At 66.7% G+C, this 16,775-nt stretch carries 10 protein-coding genes; 2 read left to right on the top strand and 8 right to left on the bottom strand.

The window, feature by feature from the left end; translation table 11 throughout:
* The first annotated feature begins 123 nt into the window (after positions 1-123).
* Positions 124-546: an Sbal_3080 family lipoprotein gene (locus IB229_RS07380; RefSeq protein ID WP_192326439.1), complete on the top strand. Its 423-nt coding sequence runs from the start codon at positions 124-126 to the stop codon at positions 544-546.
* Between the two features lie 95 nt (positions 547-641).
* On the opposite strand, the gene mscK is transcribed toward IB229_RS07380, so the two are convergent.
* From mscK to IB229_RS07365, 3 genes are all read right to left on the bottom strand, one after another.
* Positions 642-3,962, bottom strand: coding sequence for a mechanosensitive channel MscK (mscK, locus tag IB229_RS07375; protein WP_192326437.1), 3,321 nt, complete (start codon positions 3,960-3,962; stop codon positions 642-644).
* A gap of 183 nt (positions 3,963-4,145) precedes the next feature.
* Positions 4,146-5,888, bottom strand: coding sequence for a potassium/proton antiporter (locus IB229_RS07370; RefSeq protein WP_192326435.1), 1,743 nt, complete (start codon positions 5,886-5,888; stop codon positions 4,146-4,148).
* A gap of 421 nt (positions 5,889-6,309) precedes the next feature.
* A complete protein-coding gene (locus IB229_RS07365) occupies positions 6,310-8,127 on the bottom strand; it encodes an acyl-CoA dehydrogenase (RefSeq protein WP_192326433.1) in 1,818 nt (605 codons plus the stop codon).
* Positions 8,128-8,282: 155 nt separating this feature from the next.
* On the opposite strand from IB229_RS07365, the gene IB229_RS07360 reads away from it, so the two are divergent.
* The gene (locus tag IB229_RS07360) at positions 8,283-9,119 is read left to right on the top strand and encodes a 23S rRNA (adenine(2030)-N(6))-methyltransferase RlmJ (RefSeq protein ID WP_192326431.1); all 837 of its coding nucleotides are present in this window, start codon (positions 8,283-8,285) and stop codon (positions 9,117-9,119) included.
* Between the two features lie 151 nt (positions 9,120-9,270).
* On the opposite strand, the gene IB229_RS07355 is transcribed toward IB229_RS07360, so the two are convergent.
* From IB229_RS07355 to IB229_RS07335, 5 genes are all read right to left on the bottom strand, one after another.
* Positions 9,271-10,635, bottom strand: a complete 1,365-nt coding sequence (locus IB229_RS07355; RefSeq protein ID WP_192326429.1) for a CSLREA domain-containing protein — start codon at positions 10,633-10,635, stop codon at positions 9,271-9,273.
* Between the two features lie 141 nt (positions 10,636-10,776).
* Positions 10,777-11,769, bottom strand: a complete 993-nt coding sequence (locus tag IB229_RS07350; protein ID WP_192326427.1) for a DctP family TRAP transporter solute-binding subunit — start codon at positions 11,767-11,769, stop codon at positions 10,777-10,779.
* 133 nt (positions 11,770-11,902) lie between these two features.
* Positions 11,903-13,165 carry an HD-GYP domain-containing protein gene (locus IB229_RS07345; protein WP_192326425.1) on the bottom strand — a complete coding sequence of 421 codons (1,263 nt, stop codon included), beginning with the start codon at positions 13,163-13,165 and terminating at the stop codon, positions 11,903-11,905.
* Between the two features lie 86 nt (positions 13,166-13,251).
* Positions 13,252-13,899 (bottom strand): peptide-methionine (S)-S-oxide reductase MsrA, encoded by a 648-nt coding sequence (gene msrA, locus IB229_RS07340; RefSeq protein ID WP_192326423.1) that lies wholly within the window; start codon positions 13,897-13,899, stop codon positions 13,252-13,254.
* Between the two features lie 129 nt (positions 13,900-14,028).
* Positions 14,029-16,725 (bottom strand): putative bifunctional diguanylate cyclase/phosphodiesterase, encoded by a 2,697-nt coding sequence (locus IB229_RS07335; RefSeq protein ID WP_192326421.1) that lies wholly within the window; start codon positions 16,723-16,725, stop codon positions 14,029-14,031.
* Positions 16,726-16,775: the final 50 nt, after the last annotated feature.

The following is a 16,775-nucleotide window of genomic DNA, read 5'->3' as shown; positions in this document are numbered from 1 at the left end:
CATTCGACGCGATACTGGCATTTTGCGATTGCACTGCCGGCTTGCTACAGTCGCGCCCGCCCACGGACGGGCCAACGCAGGTCGTGCCGTGGCAATCCCTCATTCCTGGTATGGACCACCCCCATGATCAAACGCCTCCTTGTAGTAGGCCTGCTGGCTCCGCTGTTCACCGGCTGCTCCAGCATTCAGAAAGTCGACCCCGTCAGCAGCCAGCGCGGCGAGACGCTGTGTATCGTCGAGAACGCCAAGGTTCGCGAGGGTTTCCTCAACGCCTACAGCCGTGCGGTGAAGGCGCGCGGCATGGTCGTGCAGGTGGTGCCGGCCAGTTCCGGGCCGGACGTCTGTGCGTTGACCTCGACCTACACGGCGAGCTGGAACTGGGACCTGGCGCTGTACATGCGCTATGCGCAGATCGCCGTGTACCGTGACGGCCACAGTGCCGGCGAAGCGGTGTACGACGCGCACACGGCGGGCATGAGCAAGTTCATCGATGCCGACGCCAAGGTGCAGGAACTGGTTGGCCAGCTGTTCCCGGTGGTTCAGTAAGGGTTGCCGAGCGCTTCGATCGCGGCGCTCATCGCGGTTTACCGCCAGCGTTCTGCCTGGCGGTGAGCCTCACGAGCGGCGTTCTGCCGCGCGGATCAACTCGGCTTCGGCTCGGCGTCCGGCACGCTGATGTCGTCTTCGTGGGCGAGCAGCTTGTTGTCGCTGCTGCGGTGGAAGGTGATGTCCATCTTCGGTGTGCCGGCGAGGTTGATGCCGTTTTCCTTGAACAGCTGGTCGACGCGGCGGTTCAGCTCGTCGGTGGCCAGGCCGCGGTCGCCCAGCTCGCGTACGTAGACCTTGAGCTCGTGCTCCAGCGCGGTGGCGCCATAGGTCTTCAGCTGCACGTTGGGCGCCGGCTCGCGCAGCACCCGGCTGTTTTCCTGGGTGGCCTGCAGCAGCAGCTTGCGCACCAGCTCCAGATCGGCCCCCTGGTTGACGTTGAACACCAGCACGATGCGCGTGATGGTGTCGGTCAGCGTCCAGTTGATCAGCTGGCTGGTGAGCAGGATCTGGTTGGGCACCACCACTTCCTTGCGGTCGCTGTCGGTGATGTGGGTGGCGCGGATGCGGATGCGGTTGACCGTGCCGGTGACGGTGCCGATGGTCACCAGGTCGCCGATGCGCACCGGGCGCTCGAACAGCAGGATCAGCCCGGAGATGAAGTTGGCGAAGATCGCCTGCATGCCGAAACCGATACCCACCGACAGCGCGGCGACCAGCCACTGCAGCTTGTCCCAGCTGACGCCGAGGGTGGACAGCGCGCTGACGAAGCCGATGCCGCTGATGGCGTAGGACAGCAGCGTGGTGGTGGCGTAGGCGCTGCCCTGGGCCAGCGACAGGCGTGACAGCACGAGGACCTCGAGCAGGCCCGGCAGGTTGCTGGCCAGGGCCACGGTGATGCCGACGATGATCAGCGCGCCGAGTACGTCGAGCAGGCTGATCGGCACCATGGTCGCGGCATCGGCGGTGCCGCTGCTGTATTGATAGAGGTTGATGTTGTCGAGGTAGGTGAACACGCTGAGCAGGTCCGACCACACCCAGTACAGGCAGGCGATGAAGGTGCCGAGCAGGGCCAGGCGGATCAGGCGCAGTGACTGCTGGTTGATCTGATCGATGTCCAGCTTCGGTTCTTCGGTGGCCACCTCGTTGCCTTCCAGGCCTTCCTTGGGCTGCGCCTGGCGCTTGGCCAGGGCGCGCTGGTAGGCCAGGCGCCGCGCGGCGACGGTCAGGCCACGGGTGAAGGCGGCCTCGACGATCAGCCACAGGGTCAGCAGGTACAGGGTGTCGATCAGGCGCTCGGTGAGTTTCAGCGCGGTGTAGTAGTAGCCGAAACCGACCGCGATCATCAGCGCCACCGGCAGGGCGGTGAATGCCAGGCCGATCAGCAGGCGGAACGGCGAGGCGTGTTCACGCATCGGCCCGGCCAGCAGCAGCTTGCTCATCAGCCAGGTCATCAGGCCGAAGCAGGTGAGGACGACGACGATGCCGATCACGTCCTTGGCCAGTGCGGCCGGCTGGTGCTCGGCGACGGTGACCACGGCGACCAGGGCCAGCACCACCAGGCCGAGGGCGCGCACCTGGCGGGCGAGGTAGGCGACCTGTGGCCGTGCCCAGCGAAAGTGCAGCTCGGCCACGCCGCCGGGCGAGAGGATGCGGTACAGGGTGTAGAACACCAGCCAGGCCTGGGCCATTTCCAGCAGCGCGCCGCCGAACGCGGCGTTCTGCCCGCGGGCGTCGATGCGCAGGGCCAGACCGCCAAGGGCGAGGAACAGGCTGACCGGCAGGGCCAGCAGAATGTTGATGAAGATCGCCAGAGGCGTGTGCAGCTGGCTGTCACGCTTGTAGTGGCCGATGTCCTCGTGCAGGCGCACGAGCTTGTCGTACAGCCAGCTGCGGCGCCACAGCAGGGCGCCGATCAGCAGCAGCAAGGGAAGAAAAAACCAGGGGCGGTCGATCAGGCCTGCACTGATTTCCTGTAGCGCCGAGCCCCACGGCAGGGCGCTGAGCTGCTGTTGCAGGTAGTCGGGGGCCAGGCGCAGCCAGGCGAGGTCCAGCGGCTTGTTGCTGGGAATCCAGAACATCTGTTCTTCGAGGGTCTTGCGTAGCGCGCTGGCGGTGTCCTGCAGCTGTTTCTGGTTGAGCTGCAGGGTGATCGACTCGTTGAGCAGGGCGTTGAATTCGCGGCCCAGGCGGTCAAGCAGCTCGGTGCGCGTGGTGGCCAGCTGCATCAGCGTGGCGCGCAGTTCCGGCGTGGCCTGCTCGGCGGTCTGGGTCGCCAGCAGGCCGTCGACGTAGGCCGGCAGGTTGGCCAGGGTGTCGCGCATCTGCCCCAGCTCGAACTGGTAGAGGCGGATATCGGCGATCTCGTCGGTCAGGTTGCTGTCCATCTCCAGGTGCGGCAGCGCCTGCTTCTGCTGGTAGAGGATCTTCGACAGCAGCAGGCTGCCCTTGAGCACACTGATCTGTTCCTCCAGCGCCTGGTCGGCCTGGCTGACGTTGTCCAGCTGCTGCTTGGTCTGCAGGTTCAGGCGGGTCAGTTCGTTGAGGCGGTCGGTGGCGCGCAACAGGTAGTCGGAGATCTTCAGATTGGTCGCGCTTTCCTGTGCGATCAGGCTATCCGGGGTGGCCTTTTGCGCTTCGCGGGACTGCTCGGCGACGGTCTGCTCGGAGCTTTCCCGGCGTTTGTCGTTGATCAGCGACTGCAGGTCGAGGATTTCCTGTTCGAGGCGGCGGATGCGCTCGGCGAGCAGGTCGTGGCGGGCATTGCCGAGGTCTTGCAGCAGGCTGTTGCCGACCAGTTCCTGGCGGCGTAGCTCGGTCTGCGCGGCGAGCGCGGCGGCTTCGGCGTTGAGCCGGTCGCGCTGTTCGGCGCTGAGCGGCTTGCCGCCTTCCTTGCCGGACTTGAGTGCGTTGCCGATCTGCAGGGTGCGGGTCTGGTTGCTGCTGATTTCCGCCTGGGCGCGCTCCGGGCGCGTCTGTGAGGTGATGATCAGGCTGTTGGCGTCGGCCAGGTCCTGCTGCCACTCGCTGAGCTGGTTGGCGCGCTGGTTGAGCAGGGCGTCGAGCTGCAGTGCGCTGGACTTGCCGTAGCGTTGCAGGGCATTGGCGGGCTCGCTGGCCTTGAGGCGGCCGTACTCGCGCTGGGCGTCGGCGATCTGCCGCGGCGCGTCGGCGAGCTGACGCTTGAGCTCGGCCAGGCGCTTCTCGCTGTCCGCCTGGTTGGCCAGAAAGGTCAGGGTCTGCTCCAGGTTCTGCTGGACAACCTTCAGCTCCGGCTCGGCCAGCTTGCGCTCGGCGAGGGTGTCGAGGCTGCGCTGCACCGCCTCGGCGGACGGTGCTTCGGCGGCGCTCAGGGGGCTGGCGAACAGAAAGAGTCCGAGGAGGGTGGCGGTGCAAAGCGTGCGCAGGGAAGACATGGTCGCGACGGGCGGCTCGGGCAGAAAGGTGCGGCTAATGATATGTCAGGCAGACGGCAGCGTGGATCGAACTGCTGCCGAATTGTCGTACGCCAGTTGAGCCGGTGCGCCATCTCGTCGCTGCGTGTCATGCGGGTGGATTGCCCCCACACGTCCGGCGCGCCGCAGAGGCGACTCAGGCTCTCAGAGAAACAGGCCGGGCTTGGCCTGGCCTTCGGGGAATCTGACGCCGACCTTGCGCACCTTGTTCCCTTCCATCAGGGCCACGGTCCAGGTCAGGCCGTTCCATTCCACCTGGTCGCCGAGAATCGGCTGGCCACCGATCTCGTGGGCGATGAAGCGACCTAGCGGCATCTGCCCGTCGACGTCGTCCAGCTTGAGGCCGTACAGCGTGGCGATGGCAGCCAACTGGGCGTCGGCCTCCAGAACGAAGTCACCGAAGAAACGCAGGTCCTGGCTGCGCTGCGGCGCCTGGCTGAACAGCTTGCCGAGGGCCGGCAGGTCGTGTTCGTGGCCGACCACGCAGAGGATGTCGGCGGCCTCCAGGGTGGTACTGCCGGACGGGTGCAGCAGTTCGGTGCCGCGGAACAGCGCGGCGATGCGCGTGCCGTCGGGCATTTTCAGCTCGCGCAGCGGTGCACCGATGCACCACTTTTCGGCGCCCAGGCGGTAGATGAACAGCTCCCACTCGCTGGTCGGGTGGATCTCCAGGCCGGCACGGGAAATCGGTGCCGGCTGCGGCGGTACGGTGACGCGCAGCAGCCTGGCCGCCAGCGGCAGGCTGGCACCCTGCAGCAGCAGCGACACCAGGACGATGAAGAAGGCCAGGTTGAAGTACAGCTGCGAGTGCTCCAGGCCGGCCATCATCGGGAACACCGCGAGAATGATCGGCACCGCGCCGCGCAGGCCGACCCAGGCGATGAAGATCTTCTCGCGGTCGTGGAAGGCGGGGAACGGGAACAGGCCGATCAGCACCGAAAGCGGGCGGGCGAAGAGGATCATCCACAGCGCCAGGCCCAGGGCCGGAATGGCGATGGGCAGCAAGTCATGCGGGGTGACCAACAGGCCGAGCACGAGGAACATGCCGATCTGCGCCAGCCAGGCCATGCCGTCGAGCATGTGCAGGATGCTGTGGCGCGAGCGGATCGGCCGGTTGCCCAGCACCAGGCCGCACAGGTAGGCGGCGAGAATGCCGCTGCCGTGCATGAAGTTGGTCAGGGCGAACACCAGCAGGCCGCCACTGACCACCAGCAGCGGGTAGAGACCGTTGGGCAGGCTGACGCGGTTGATCAGTTGCAGCAGCACCCAGCCGCCGCCGAGGCCGAGCAGGGCGCCGATGCCGAATTCGCTGAGCAGGTGGCCGACGAAGGCGATGCTGAAATCGCTCTGGCCCTTGGCGAGCATGTCGATCAGGGTCACGGTGAGGAACACCGCCATCGGGTCGTTGCTGCCCGATTCGATTTCCAGGGTCGCCGTGACCCGCTCGTTGAGGCCCTTGCCGCCGAGCAGGGAGAACACCGCCGCGGCGTCGGTGGAGCCGACGATGGCGCCGATCAGCAGGCCCTGCATCATGTTCAGGTCGAACAGCCAGGCCGCGGCCATGCCGGTCAGGCCGGTGGTGATCAGCACGCCGACCGTGGCCATCGACAGCGCCGGCCAGAGCGCCACACGGAAGCTGGAGACCCGCGTGCGCAAACCGCCGTCGAGGAGAATGATTGCAAGCGCCAGGTTGCCGACCAGGTAGGCCATCGGGTAGTTGCTGAAGCCGATGCCGCCGGGGCCGTCGACACCGGCGATCATGCCGACGGCGAGGATGATCACCAGAATCGGGATGCCCAGGCGCGACGACACCGAACTCACCAGAATGCTTGCGCCCACCAGCAACGCGCCGATCAGGAACAGGCTATTGATGGTGGCAGCGTCCACGGGCGAGGCTCCAGGCAAGAAGGGGTAAGGCGATCGCGGGGCGCATGCAGCGTGCATGCCAGCCCGATTCTAACCCGCGACCTGGCGCCGCCCGCAAGCGCCTTTGCCGAATAAATCCGCCACGCGCGGGCGAGCCCGTTCAAGCAGTTAATCGTGGGGGGGCTGGAATGGGGAAGGCGCTTGCGGGCCGTGCGCTCAGGGGCTGAATCGTAGGGTGTGGAGGGGCGCGAAGCCCGCGCTCCATCCGCCCCCCTCGGGGCGCAGGGTGGAGGAGAACGGCGTCGCCCACCCTGGGTTGCCTTGACGTCACGGGTGGTTGATGACGCTGTTGCGTAGGGCGGGCCGTGGGGCTGTGTCAGGTTTGCGCAGGCGAAAAAAAGCCCCGCATGTGCACGGGGCATGAAAGGGGTGAATCGTCGCGTCAGAACCAGGCGTTCTGCATGCTCAGGCAGGTGTCGTCGCGGGCTTCGAGCAGCGCCAGGTCGTGGTGGCAGCTTGGCACTTCCCAGGTCAGGAAGTAGCGTGCGGCCTGCAGCTTGCCCTGGTAGAAGTCACCATCGGCGCTGTCGCCCTGGCCGGCATGCACGCGAGCCAGGCCCTCTTCGGCGCGGATCGCCTGTTCCAGCCAGCGCCAGCCGATCACCGTGTGGCCGAACACCTTGAGGTACAGCGCCGAGTTGGCCAGGCCCTGATTGACCTTGCCCTGCATCAGGTCGCCGAGCAGCGCCAGGGTCACCGCCGACAGGCGTGCCAGCAGTTGCTCCAGCGGCTGGCGCAGGGCGTTCAGGCTTTCATGCTGACTGGCGCGCTGGCAGCAGTCCTGGATCAGCTTGACCAGTTGCTTGAGCGCGGCGCCGCCGTTCATCGACACCTTGCGCCCGAGCAGGTCGAGCGACTGGATGCCGTGGGTGCCTTCGTGGATCGGGTTGAGGCGGTTGTCGCGGTAGTACTGCTCCACCGGGTATTCACGGGTATAGCCGTGGCCGCCGAGAATCTGGATCGCCAGTTCGTTGGCCTTGAGGCAGAACTCCGATGGCCAGGATTTGACGATCGGCGTGAGCAGGTCGAGCAGCTCCAGCGCGGTCTTGCGCTCTTCCTCGGTGGGCAAGGTCTCGGTGTCATCGAACAGCCGGGCGGCGTACAGGCCGAGGTCGAATGCGCCTTCGACGTAGGCCTTCTGGGTCAGCAGCATGCGCCGCACGTCGGCGTGCTCGACGATGGCGATCTGCTTGGAGGCCGGGTCCTTGCCATCCGGCTGACGGCCCTGCGGGCGTTCACGGGCGTAGTCCAGCGAGTACAGGTAGCCGGCGTAGCCAAGCATCACCGCGCCCATGCCGACGCCGATGCGCGCCTCGTTCATCATCTGGAACATGTACGACAGGCCGGCGTGCGGTTTGCCGATCAGGTAGCCGACGCAGTCGTCGTTATCGCCGAAGTTCAGCGCGGTGGAGGTGGTGCCGCGCCAGCCCATCTTGTGGAACAGGCCCGCTAGCAGGGCGTCGTTGCGCTTGCCCAGGCTGCCGTCCTGGTTGACCAGGAACTTCGGCACCAGGAACAGCGAGATGCCTTTGACCCCGGGGGGGGCGTCCGGCAGCTTGGCCAGAACCATGTGCACGATGTTCTCCGAGATCGGCTGGTCGCCGCCGGAGATGAAGATCTTGTTGCCCTTGATCCGGTAGCTGCCGTCGGCGTGCGGCTCGGCCTTGGTGCGGATGTCCGACAGCGACGAGCCGGCATGCGGCTCCGTCAGGGCCATGGTGCCGAAGAAGCGACCGTCGATGATCGGCTGCAGGTAGGTGCGCTTCTGCTCGTCGCTGCCAAAGGCATCGATCAGGTTGGCCACGCCCATGGTCAGCATCGAGTAGGAGCTGGTGGCGGCGTTGGCCGACTGGAAGTGGGCGAAGCAGGCCTGGGACAGCAGGTTGGGCAGCTGCATGCCGCCGGCCTCGAAGTCGCGCGTGGCATTGAGAAAGCCGGCGTCGTGGAAGGCGCGCAGGGCCGGCTCGACTTCCGGGATCAGCACGGCGGCGCCGTCCACGTACTGCGGCTCGTGCTCGTCGTTCTTGCGGTTGTGCGGGGCGAACAGTTCTTCGGCGATGCCACGGGCGGTGCCGATCGCGGCGTCGAAGGTCTCGCGGTTGTGGTCGGCGAAGCGCTCGCGCTGGGTCAGGGCTTCGGCATCCAGCACTTCATAGAGCTCGAAGGCCAGGTTGCGGGAACTGAGCAGGGACTCGGACATGGATATACCTCCGGTGGAATGCGCGGAGTCTAGCTTCGTGAATTAACCGCGCACAGCAACATCCATGAGCGTGATAAAGCGGTAGAACCTGTGGTCGTCCATCCTTCGGGCTACAATTCGCGTCTTCGCGCCCCCCGTCCCCTGGAAATCGCTGCATGAACTACCGTCACGCCTTCCACGCCGGCAACCACGCCGACGTGCTCAAGCACCTCGTCCTCAGCCGCATCATCGCCCTGCTGTCCCGCAAGGAGGCGCCGTTCGTCTGCCTCGACAGCCATGCTGGCGTCGGCCTGTATGACCTCAAGGGTGACGAGGCCAGCCGTACCGGCGAATGGCTGGACGGCATCGCCCGTCTGTGGGATGCCCCCGATCTGCCGGAGCTGAGCGTCGACTATTTTGGCGTGCTGCACGCGCTCAACCCGGATGGCCAGTTGCGCTACTACCCCGGCTCGCCGGAGCTGGCGCGCCAGCTGACGCGCCTGCAGGACCGCGTGCTGCTCAACGAAAAGCACCCGCAGGACGGCCAGCTGCTCAAGGACAACATGAAGCGCGACCGTCGCGTGGCCGTGCACCTGGGCGAAGGCTGGCACGTGCCGCGGGCGCTGCTGCCCGTGCCGGAGAAACGCGCTCTGCTGCTGATCGACCCGCCTTTCGAGAAGGCCGACGAGCTGGAACGCTGCGTCAGCGCGCTCGAGGAAACCATCGGCCGCATGCGCCAGACCGTGGTCGCCATCTGGTACCCGATCAAGGATGCACGCCAGCTGCGGCGCTTCTACCAGGGCCTGGAGAAATCCAGCGCGCCCAAGCTGCTGCGCGTCGAACTGTTCGTCCACGCCCCCGACGACGCCACGCGCCTGAGCGGCTCGGGCCTGGCCATCGCCAATCCGCCGTGGGGCCTGGAAGAGGAGCTGCGTGAGCTGCTGCCGTGGCTGGCTGGCAAGCTGGCGCAGAGCCACGGTGACTGGCGCCTGGATTGGCTCATTGCCGAATGACGCGACTCTGCTGACGCGGCCGCCGCGCCGTGCTCTGCGTAGGGTGCGCCATGCGCACCGGGATCATCTGCGGGCCTGTGGTGCGCGTGGCGCACCTTACGCAAGCCCGATACTTCGCGTTCCCTTCGCCAAGCCTTCTGCCGGCTAGGCCCTAGGGTCCGGCGCGCTCGAACGCGCCCAGGTCGCAGCGGGCGATGCCGTCACCATCACCATCGCGCGGCCGGGTCAGGCCGCGCTGATCGTATTGCGGGCAGGCACCCTCGGCGCTGTCCAGGGCGGCGCTGGTGCGGCGCAAGGCGTGGGCCACCGTGCCGTTGTTTTCAGCCAGCGCAAACAGCTGCCGGGTGAGCACCTGGTGGTTGTCCACGCTGAGGCTGCCGACGCAGTTGCCGGCGTCGCTGCCGAGCAGCAGGCCGCGCACGTTGAGGGCGATGGCGCTGTCCTGCTGGTGGCAGTTGCGCGGCTCGTCGGTTTCGCGCTGGCGGTTGCCCGCGATGATGGCATTGCGCACGCTGACCGTACCGTCGTGGTTGAGCAGGCCGTAACCGTCGTTGTCGGCGATGGTCACGTGGCTCAGCGTGGCGCTGGGCGTACCGCTCGGCTGCGGGTTGTAGCGGTTGCCGTTGTCCAGCGCGGCGCCTTTGTCGCCGCTGTAGTTATCGCTCAGGGTGGCGTTGGTCAGGGTCAGGGTGCCCAGGTTGAGGATGGCGCCGCCCATGCCGTCCGGCATGCTGCGGTTGCCGATCAGTGCCACCCGTGCCAGGTCCGCCGTGCCCTGGTTGAACAGGCCGCAGCCCATGCCCACTTCGTGGTAATCGACGCAGCGGTTGAACTCGATGCGGCTGTCGCGCATCAGCAGCGTGCCGGCGTTGAACAGGGCGCCGCCCTGGCCCATGGTCATGTCGCCACCATCCACCAGGTTGTTCTGTGCCCGCACGCGGTGCAGTTGTGCCGTGGTGAAGTTGGCCAGCGCGCCGCCACGGCTCGGCACGCCGTTGATGTGGGCGTAGGCGCGGTTGTCGCTCAGGGTCACATCCAGCAGGTGCAGGGTGCCGCGGTTGCGCACGCCGCCGCCGTCGTACAGCGTGCTTCCACCGGTCAGGGTCAGGCTGCGCAGGCTGAGGTTGGCGCCGGGCTGGACGTCGATCAGGCGGTCGAGGCGCGCGCCGTTGATCAGCGTTTGCGCCGGGCCGGCACCGATCAGGCTGACCTGACCCAGCAGGTCGAGATCGCCGACGCGGTTGGCGTCTTCTTCGCGGGGCAGGCCTTGCGCGTTGCTGGCATTGGCCAGGCTCAGCACATAGGTGCCGACACCCAGGCGAACCACCGCGGGGCTCTCGGGGGTGGCATTGGCCGCGGCGATGGCCTCGCGCAGGGAGCAGTGCTGCGCGGTACAGGCACCGTCGAACTCATCGAGGAAGGTGGTGACGCGCCATTCGGCGGCCTGGCTCGGCAGGCTCAGGCAGGCCAGCAGGCCGAGGGAACGGGACAGCGGAAAGGCTGAGGGAGCAGGCATGGCAGACCTCGCGGGGTAGGGGAACGGGGACTGCTCGTTCCGCAGATGGACCCTGCGGCGCGAGTCCGGGTTCCCGCCCGGTGGCGTTGGCCTGCCGACTGGTACGTCATCCGGCGTTGCCCCGGATGAGCGACCAGCTGCTCAGTTGCTGCGGCGGTTGACCTGCTCGGCGGCGTGCACGATGTCGGCGCCGATTTCCCCCTCGAACTGCTTCCATACCGGCTGCATGGCCTTGCGCCAGGCGTCGCGCTCCTGGGCGGAGAGGGTGATCAGGTTGACCTTGCCGCTGGCGGCGAGCTGCTCGCGGGCCTCGCGGTTCTGTGCTTCGGCGGCGTTGTTCACCGCGTAGGTGACCTCGTCGATGATCGCGTCCAGTTCGATGCGCACGCTGTATGGCAGCGACGACCAGAACTTGCTATTGCTCACCAGCATGTAGTCGAGCACGCCGTGGTTGCTCTCCACCATGTACGGCTGCACCGGGGCGTACTGCTGGCTATAGAGGTTCGACCAGCTGTTCTCGGTGCCTTGCACGGTGCCGCTGCGCAGCGCTGGCAGGGTGTCGGCGAACGGCAGCTTGACCGCCTTGGCGCCGAGGATCTGGAACTGGCTCTCCAGGACCGGCGAGGACTGGATGCGGAAGGCCAGACCCTTGGCCGCCGCCGGGCTCTGCAGCGGTTGGGTGGCGGAGAGCTGTTTCATGCCGTTGTGCCAATAGGCCAGGCCGGTGATGTTGCGCTTTTCCATGGCGCTGAGCAGCTGGCGACCCTTGGCGCGCTTCTGGAAGCGGTTGACCGCGTCGAGGTCGTCGAACAGGAAGGGCAGGTCGAACACCTGCAGCTTGGGTGTGTACTGGCTGAATTTTGACAGTGACGGTGCCAGCAGCTGGACGTCGTTGTTCAGCAGCGCCTGCAGTTCGTTGGCATCGCCGTACAGGCTGGAGTTGGCGTGCACCTCGACGCGGACCTGTTCGCCGAGGCGCTCCTCGACCAGCTTCTTGAACAGCAGGGCGCCCTGGCCCTTGGGTGTGTCGTCGGCGACCACGTGGGAGAACTTGATCAGCACGGGGCCGTCGGTGGCGGCAATGGCGTTGCCGGTCAGCAGGGCCAGTGCCAGGCCGCTGAGAAACATCTTCATCGGAAAACCTCGGTCAGATGACTGCGAATGTCCATCTCGCAGCTACAGGGGCCGCGGTGAGGCGCGACCATAACGCAGCTTTGTTACGTGCGCACTGCGACCATCGGCGAGGTGTGGCACAGGCCACCGAATTTCAGCGGCGCGGCTGGCGGGGGGCGACGTAGTAGCTCAGTTGCTGGCGCGGATTGAGGTACTCCAGCTCGGCCGCCGGCAGTTGCGCCGGGCGTACGCTGCGGGCGATGGCCAGCTGCGGTTCGTGCTCGAGGTTGACGATCAGCGCCTCTTCCTTGGGCACGCCAGCGTCGTAGAGGATCAGCGTCGGTTTCAGCGGCAGGGTCGGGTGCATGCCGAGCACCAGGCCGTAGCGCTCGTCTTCCAGCTGCACCAGGCTGCCCGGCGGGTAGACGCCCATGCAGCGGATGAAGGCCTTGAGCGCGACTTCGTCGAACAGCTGGCGCTGGGCGAACATCCGCGACAACGCCTCGTGCGGGCTCAGGCCGTCCCGCGGGTTGAGCGGCGTGCACAGGTTGTCGAAGTGGTTGGCGATGGCGACGATCCGGCTCAGCCGGCCGATCTCCGGCTCGTGCAGCTGGCGCGGGTAGCCGCTGCCATCGCAGTTCTCGTGGTGCTCGTGGATGATCCGCTGCACCTCGTCGTCGAGCATCAGTTGCTGGGCGCGACGCAGGCCGTACTCGGTGTGCAGCTGGAAAAACTGTTGTTCCGCACGGGTGCGCGGCTCGGGTTTGAGCAGCACCTTGCTGGGGATCTCCAGCTTGCCCATGTCGTGCAGCAGCGCGCCGAGGCCGAGGGTGTGGCAGGCCTCGGCGTTGAGGCCGAGCTGGCGACCGAGCAGCACCGACAGCACGGTGACGTTGAGCGGGTGGAAGTAGGCGTCGTCGCTGCCCTTGCCATTGATGCTGTGCAGCGCCGCGCCGTCTTCGCCGAGCACCGTCTCGACCAGTTCGCTGACCACCACGCCGGCCTGCTTGAGGGCTTCCTCGGGTTGCGCGCGCAGGGTCTGGTTGAGCGATTTGACCCGCTGGCTGGCCTGGACGAAACGCCGGTCCACTTCGGCCAGGCGCTTGCGCAGCATGCTCAGTTTGGCCGCGCGGGCCTGGCGGGCGATTTCTTCCGGGCTGGGCGGCACTTCGACGGGAGGCGGTTCTTCGATTGGCGGTGGCGCTTCGACCTGCAGTGGCAGCGGCTCGCAGTCGCTGCGCGCAGGGTCGTAGCGCATGCGCTTGAGGCCGAGCGCGCGCAGGGCCTTGAGCTGGCCCTCGTCCTTGATCTTGAATTTGTTGAAGGTGAAGTCGTGCTCCCACCAGCCCAGGTCGAGCTGGATGTAGAGGCCGATGCACAGTTGCTCGGGGTCGATGTAGACGGGCGTTTCTGGCATGCCTGGCTCGACGAAGCGGGGAGACACGGGTTCTTGTTAGGCCGCCACGCAGGCGGCCGGTTCGGGTTATTTAAGCCGGGTGTGGATCAGGGCAGCAGGCACACGCCGGTGCCGCCCAGGCCGCAGTAGCCGGCCGGGTTCTTCGCCAGGTACTGCTGGTGATAGGTCTCGGCGTAGTAGAACGTCGGGGCCTTGGCGATCTCCGTGGTGATCGCGCCGAAGCCGGCGTCTGCAAGTTGCGCCTGGAAGCGCGCCTGGCTGGCCAGTGCCGCGTGCAGCTGAGCGTCGTCCTGGCAGTAGATCGCAGAGCGGTACTGGGTGCCGACATCGTTGCCCTGGCGCATGCCCTGGGTCGGGTTGTGCGCCTCCCAGAACACCTTGAGCAGGGCATCGAAGCTGGTTTGCTGCGGGTCGAACACCACCAGCACCACCTCGGTGTGGCCGGTCAGACCGGAGCAGACTTCCTCGTAGGTCGGGTTCGGCGTATGGCCGCCGGCGTAGCCGACTGCCGTGCTCCACACGCCCGGCTGCTGCCAGAAGCGCCGCTCGGCGCCCCAGAAACAGCCGAGGGCGAACACCGCCTGCTGCAGGCCGGCGGGGAAGGGCGCCGTCAGCGCGTTGCCATTGACGAAGTGTGCGGCCGGCACCGCCTGAGGCGTGTCGCGGCCGGGCAGGGCTTGTTCGGCGGTTGGCAGTTCGAGTTTGTGAGCGAGAATTTGCGAGCGCAGGACCATGATGATTCCTCGGTTCGGCTATGAGGGCGGGTTATAGCGCATCGTGCGCAGCGGGGGCTAGTGGCGTTGCGCTATCAGCGCAGTGCTGGCGAGCGCTGCCGACTACAGGAACAGACTAGATGGCGGCGATCAGGCGCCGCGGCAAGGGTAGCGGCGCAGGCGTTCGGTCAGCTCGCGGCTGGGGATCGGCCGGTCGAACAGGTAGCCCTGGCCGACGTCGCATTTCTGCCGGCGCAGGAAGGCCAGCTGCGCAGGCGTCTCGATGCCTTCGGCGACGACCTTGAGCTTGAGGTTGTGGGCCATGGCGATCACCGCGGAGGTGATTTCCATGTCGTCCTGGTTTTCCGGGATGTCCTTGATGAAGCTGCGATCGATCTTGATCACGTCGATGGGGAATTTCTTCAGGTAGCTCAGCGACGAGTAGCCGGTGCCGAAATCGTCCATCGCCAGGGTCAGGCCCAGAGCCTTGAGGCGCGCCACCTGCTGGCGGGTGTCGTCGCTGCCTTCGAGCAGCAGGCTCTCGGTGAGTTCGAGTTCCAGCAGGTGCGGCGGCAGTTGCTCCTCGTCGAGGATCGCGGCGATCGAGCCGACCAGATCGGGGTCGGTGAACTGCTTGGGCGACAGGTTGATCGCCACCTGCACCTCGCCCAGCCCGAGTGCCGCCAGCTCCATGCTGACCCGACAGGCCTGGCGCGCGACCCACTTGCCGATGGGGATGATCAGCCCGGTTTCCTCGGCGACGCTGATGAACTGGTCCGGGTTGATCATGCCTTTTTCCGGGTGCAGCCAACGCAGCAGGGCTTCCAGGCCGGTGAGCTGGCCGGTGCGCAGGCACAGCTTGGGCTGGTAGTAGACCTCCAGCTCGTTCTGCGTCAGCGCGCGGCGCAGGTTGTTCTCGACGAACAGCTTGTAGTGCGCCTCGGCGTTGAGCGCCTCGGTGAACACCTGCACCTGGTGCTTGCCGTTGGCCTTGGCCTTGTGCAGGGCAAGACCGGCATGCTTCATCAGCGTGTGCGGGTCATCGCCGTGGCGCGGCGCGCAGGCCAGGCCGACCGAACCGGTGACGTTGATCAGCTGGTTGTCGACGAACAGCGGCTTGTCCAGGGTGTGCAGCAGCTCGGCGGCCAGCACCAGGCCGGCGCCCTCGTCGGCACCGTCGAGCAGCACGGCGAATTCGTTGCTGGCGAAGCGCGCCAGGCTGGTGCCCTGGCTCAGGCTGTTGCGCAGGCGCCGCGCCAGGTTCATCAGCAGCTTGTCGCCGGTCTGGTGACCGAGGCTGTCGTTGATCCGCTTGAAGTTGTCGATGTCCACCAGCAGCAGGCTGAACGGCCGGCCGTTGTTGCGCGCAAAACGCTCTTCCAGGCCGCGGATGAAGTACGGGCGGTTGCCCAGGCCAGTGAGGTTGTCGTTGTAGGCCAGGCGCTCGATGCGCTGCTGGGCCAGCTTGTTCTGGGTGATGTCTTCGTAGATGCCGATGTAGTGCGTCAGCTCGCCGTCGTCGTTGTACACCTTGGAGATCGACAGCTGGCCCCAGTAGGGCTCGAGGTTCTTGCGCCGGCTGCGGAACTCGCCCTGCCAGCTGTTGCGCTCGGCGAGGCCGGAGTTGGCGTCGAACAGCAGGTCGCCGAGGTTTTCCAGGGCCGGCAGTTCGGAGATGCGCCGGCCGTGAACTTCGTCGCCGCTGTACTGGGTGATCGAGGTGAAGCTCGGGTTGGCGTACTCGACGCGGCCGTCACGGTCGATCAGCAGGAAGGCGCTGGCGCTCTGCTCGACGGCGCGCTGGAACAGGTGCAGGGCGCTGGTTGCATCGCGCCGCTGCTGGTTGCTCATGACCTGGGCGAACTGGTCGGCCAGCTCGCCGGCGAAGGCGATCTCGTCGGTCTGCCACACCCGCGGCGCGCCGACATGCTCCAGGCACAGCACGCCGACCATCTCGCCGCCGATGCGGATGCTGGCGTCGAGCAGGGCGGTGATGCCCTGGGGCTTGAGGTAGCTCTTGGTCAGCTCCTTGGTCCGCGGGTCGCGCTGCGCCTCGTGGGCGTCGATGGCGCGGCCGCTGTGCAGGGCTTCCAAGTAACGCGGGTAGGGCGAAACGTCGAGCGCGGCGGGTTGTTCGTGGCGGTCGATGTCGCGGCGGTACAGGGCCACCGGTTCCATGCGCTGCTCCTGCAGCAGCCAGATGCCCGCGCGGGCCACGTCGTAGGCCTCGCAGGCGGCCTGGGTGATCAGTTCGGCAGCTTCCTTGAGCGGGTCCAGCGAGGCATAGCGATGACGGGCCAGGCGCACGATCAGGCTCTGCTGCGCGCGCGAGCGGATCAGGTGCTGCAGGTGGTCTTCCTGGGAGCGCTGGTACAGGTCGAGCGAGGTCTGCAGGCGCACGTTCTGTGCTTCCAGCTCGCTCTGGCGTTGCTGTTCCGGGGTGTCCGTGGCATCGGCGGCGCCGACGATCAGGTAGCCGCGCAACAGTTCGCGGCCGCGTTGCTGGAACAGTTCACCGATCTCCAGCAGGTTCAGCGTGCCCTGCGGGCCGTGCAGTTTGTAGCGCACCGTGTAGTGCGGCGCGCTGGCGAGCTGCTGTTGGATCTCGTCGTGCAGGCGGTAGCGTGCTTCGGGTTCCATCAGGCTGGCGTAGGGCGAATCGATCAGCGCGCAGAGGTCGCTGGCGGCGACGCCGAGCTGGCGTTCGCAGGCGGGGTCGAGGAACAGCAGGGCCCAGCTTGGCTCGTTCAAGCGCTCGAAACGCAACATGCCCAGGCGCGAAGGCACTGGCAACTGCGTCACAACCTCGGCCGCCTTACGGCTAGCGGCATCGGGATGGCTTTTCATCAAGCGGTGGGCTTCCAGTATGCTGGCACGGTTCAGGCCCTCGGCCTGGT

Origin of the sequence: Pseudomonas sp. PDM14, assembly GCF_014851905.1 — a bacterium.
GTDB lineage: Bacteria > Pseudomonadota > Gammaproteobacteria > Pseudomonadales > Pseudomonadaceae > Aquipseudomonas.
The sequence above is the reverse complement of the archived record's forward strand: the minus strand, read 5'-3'. Positions and strand labels throughout refer to the sequence as shown.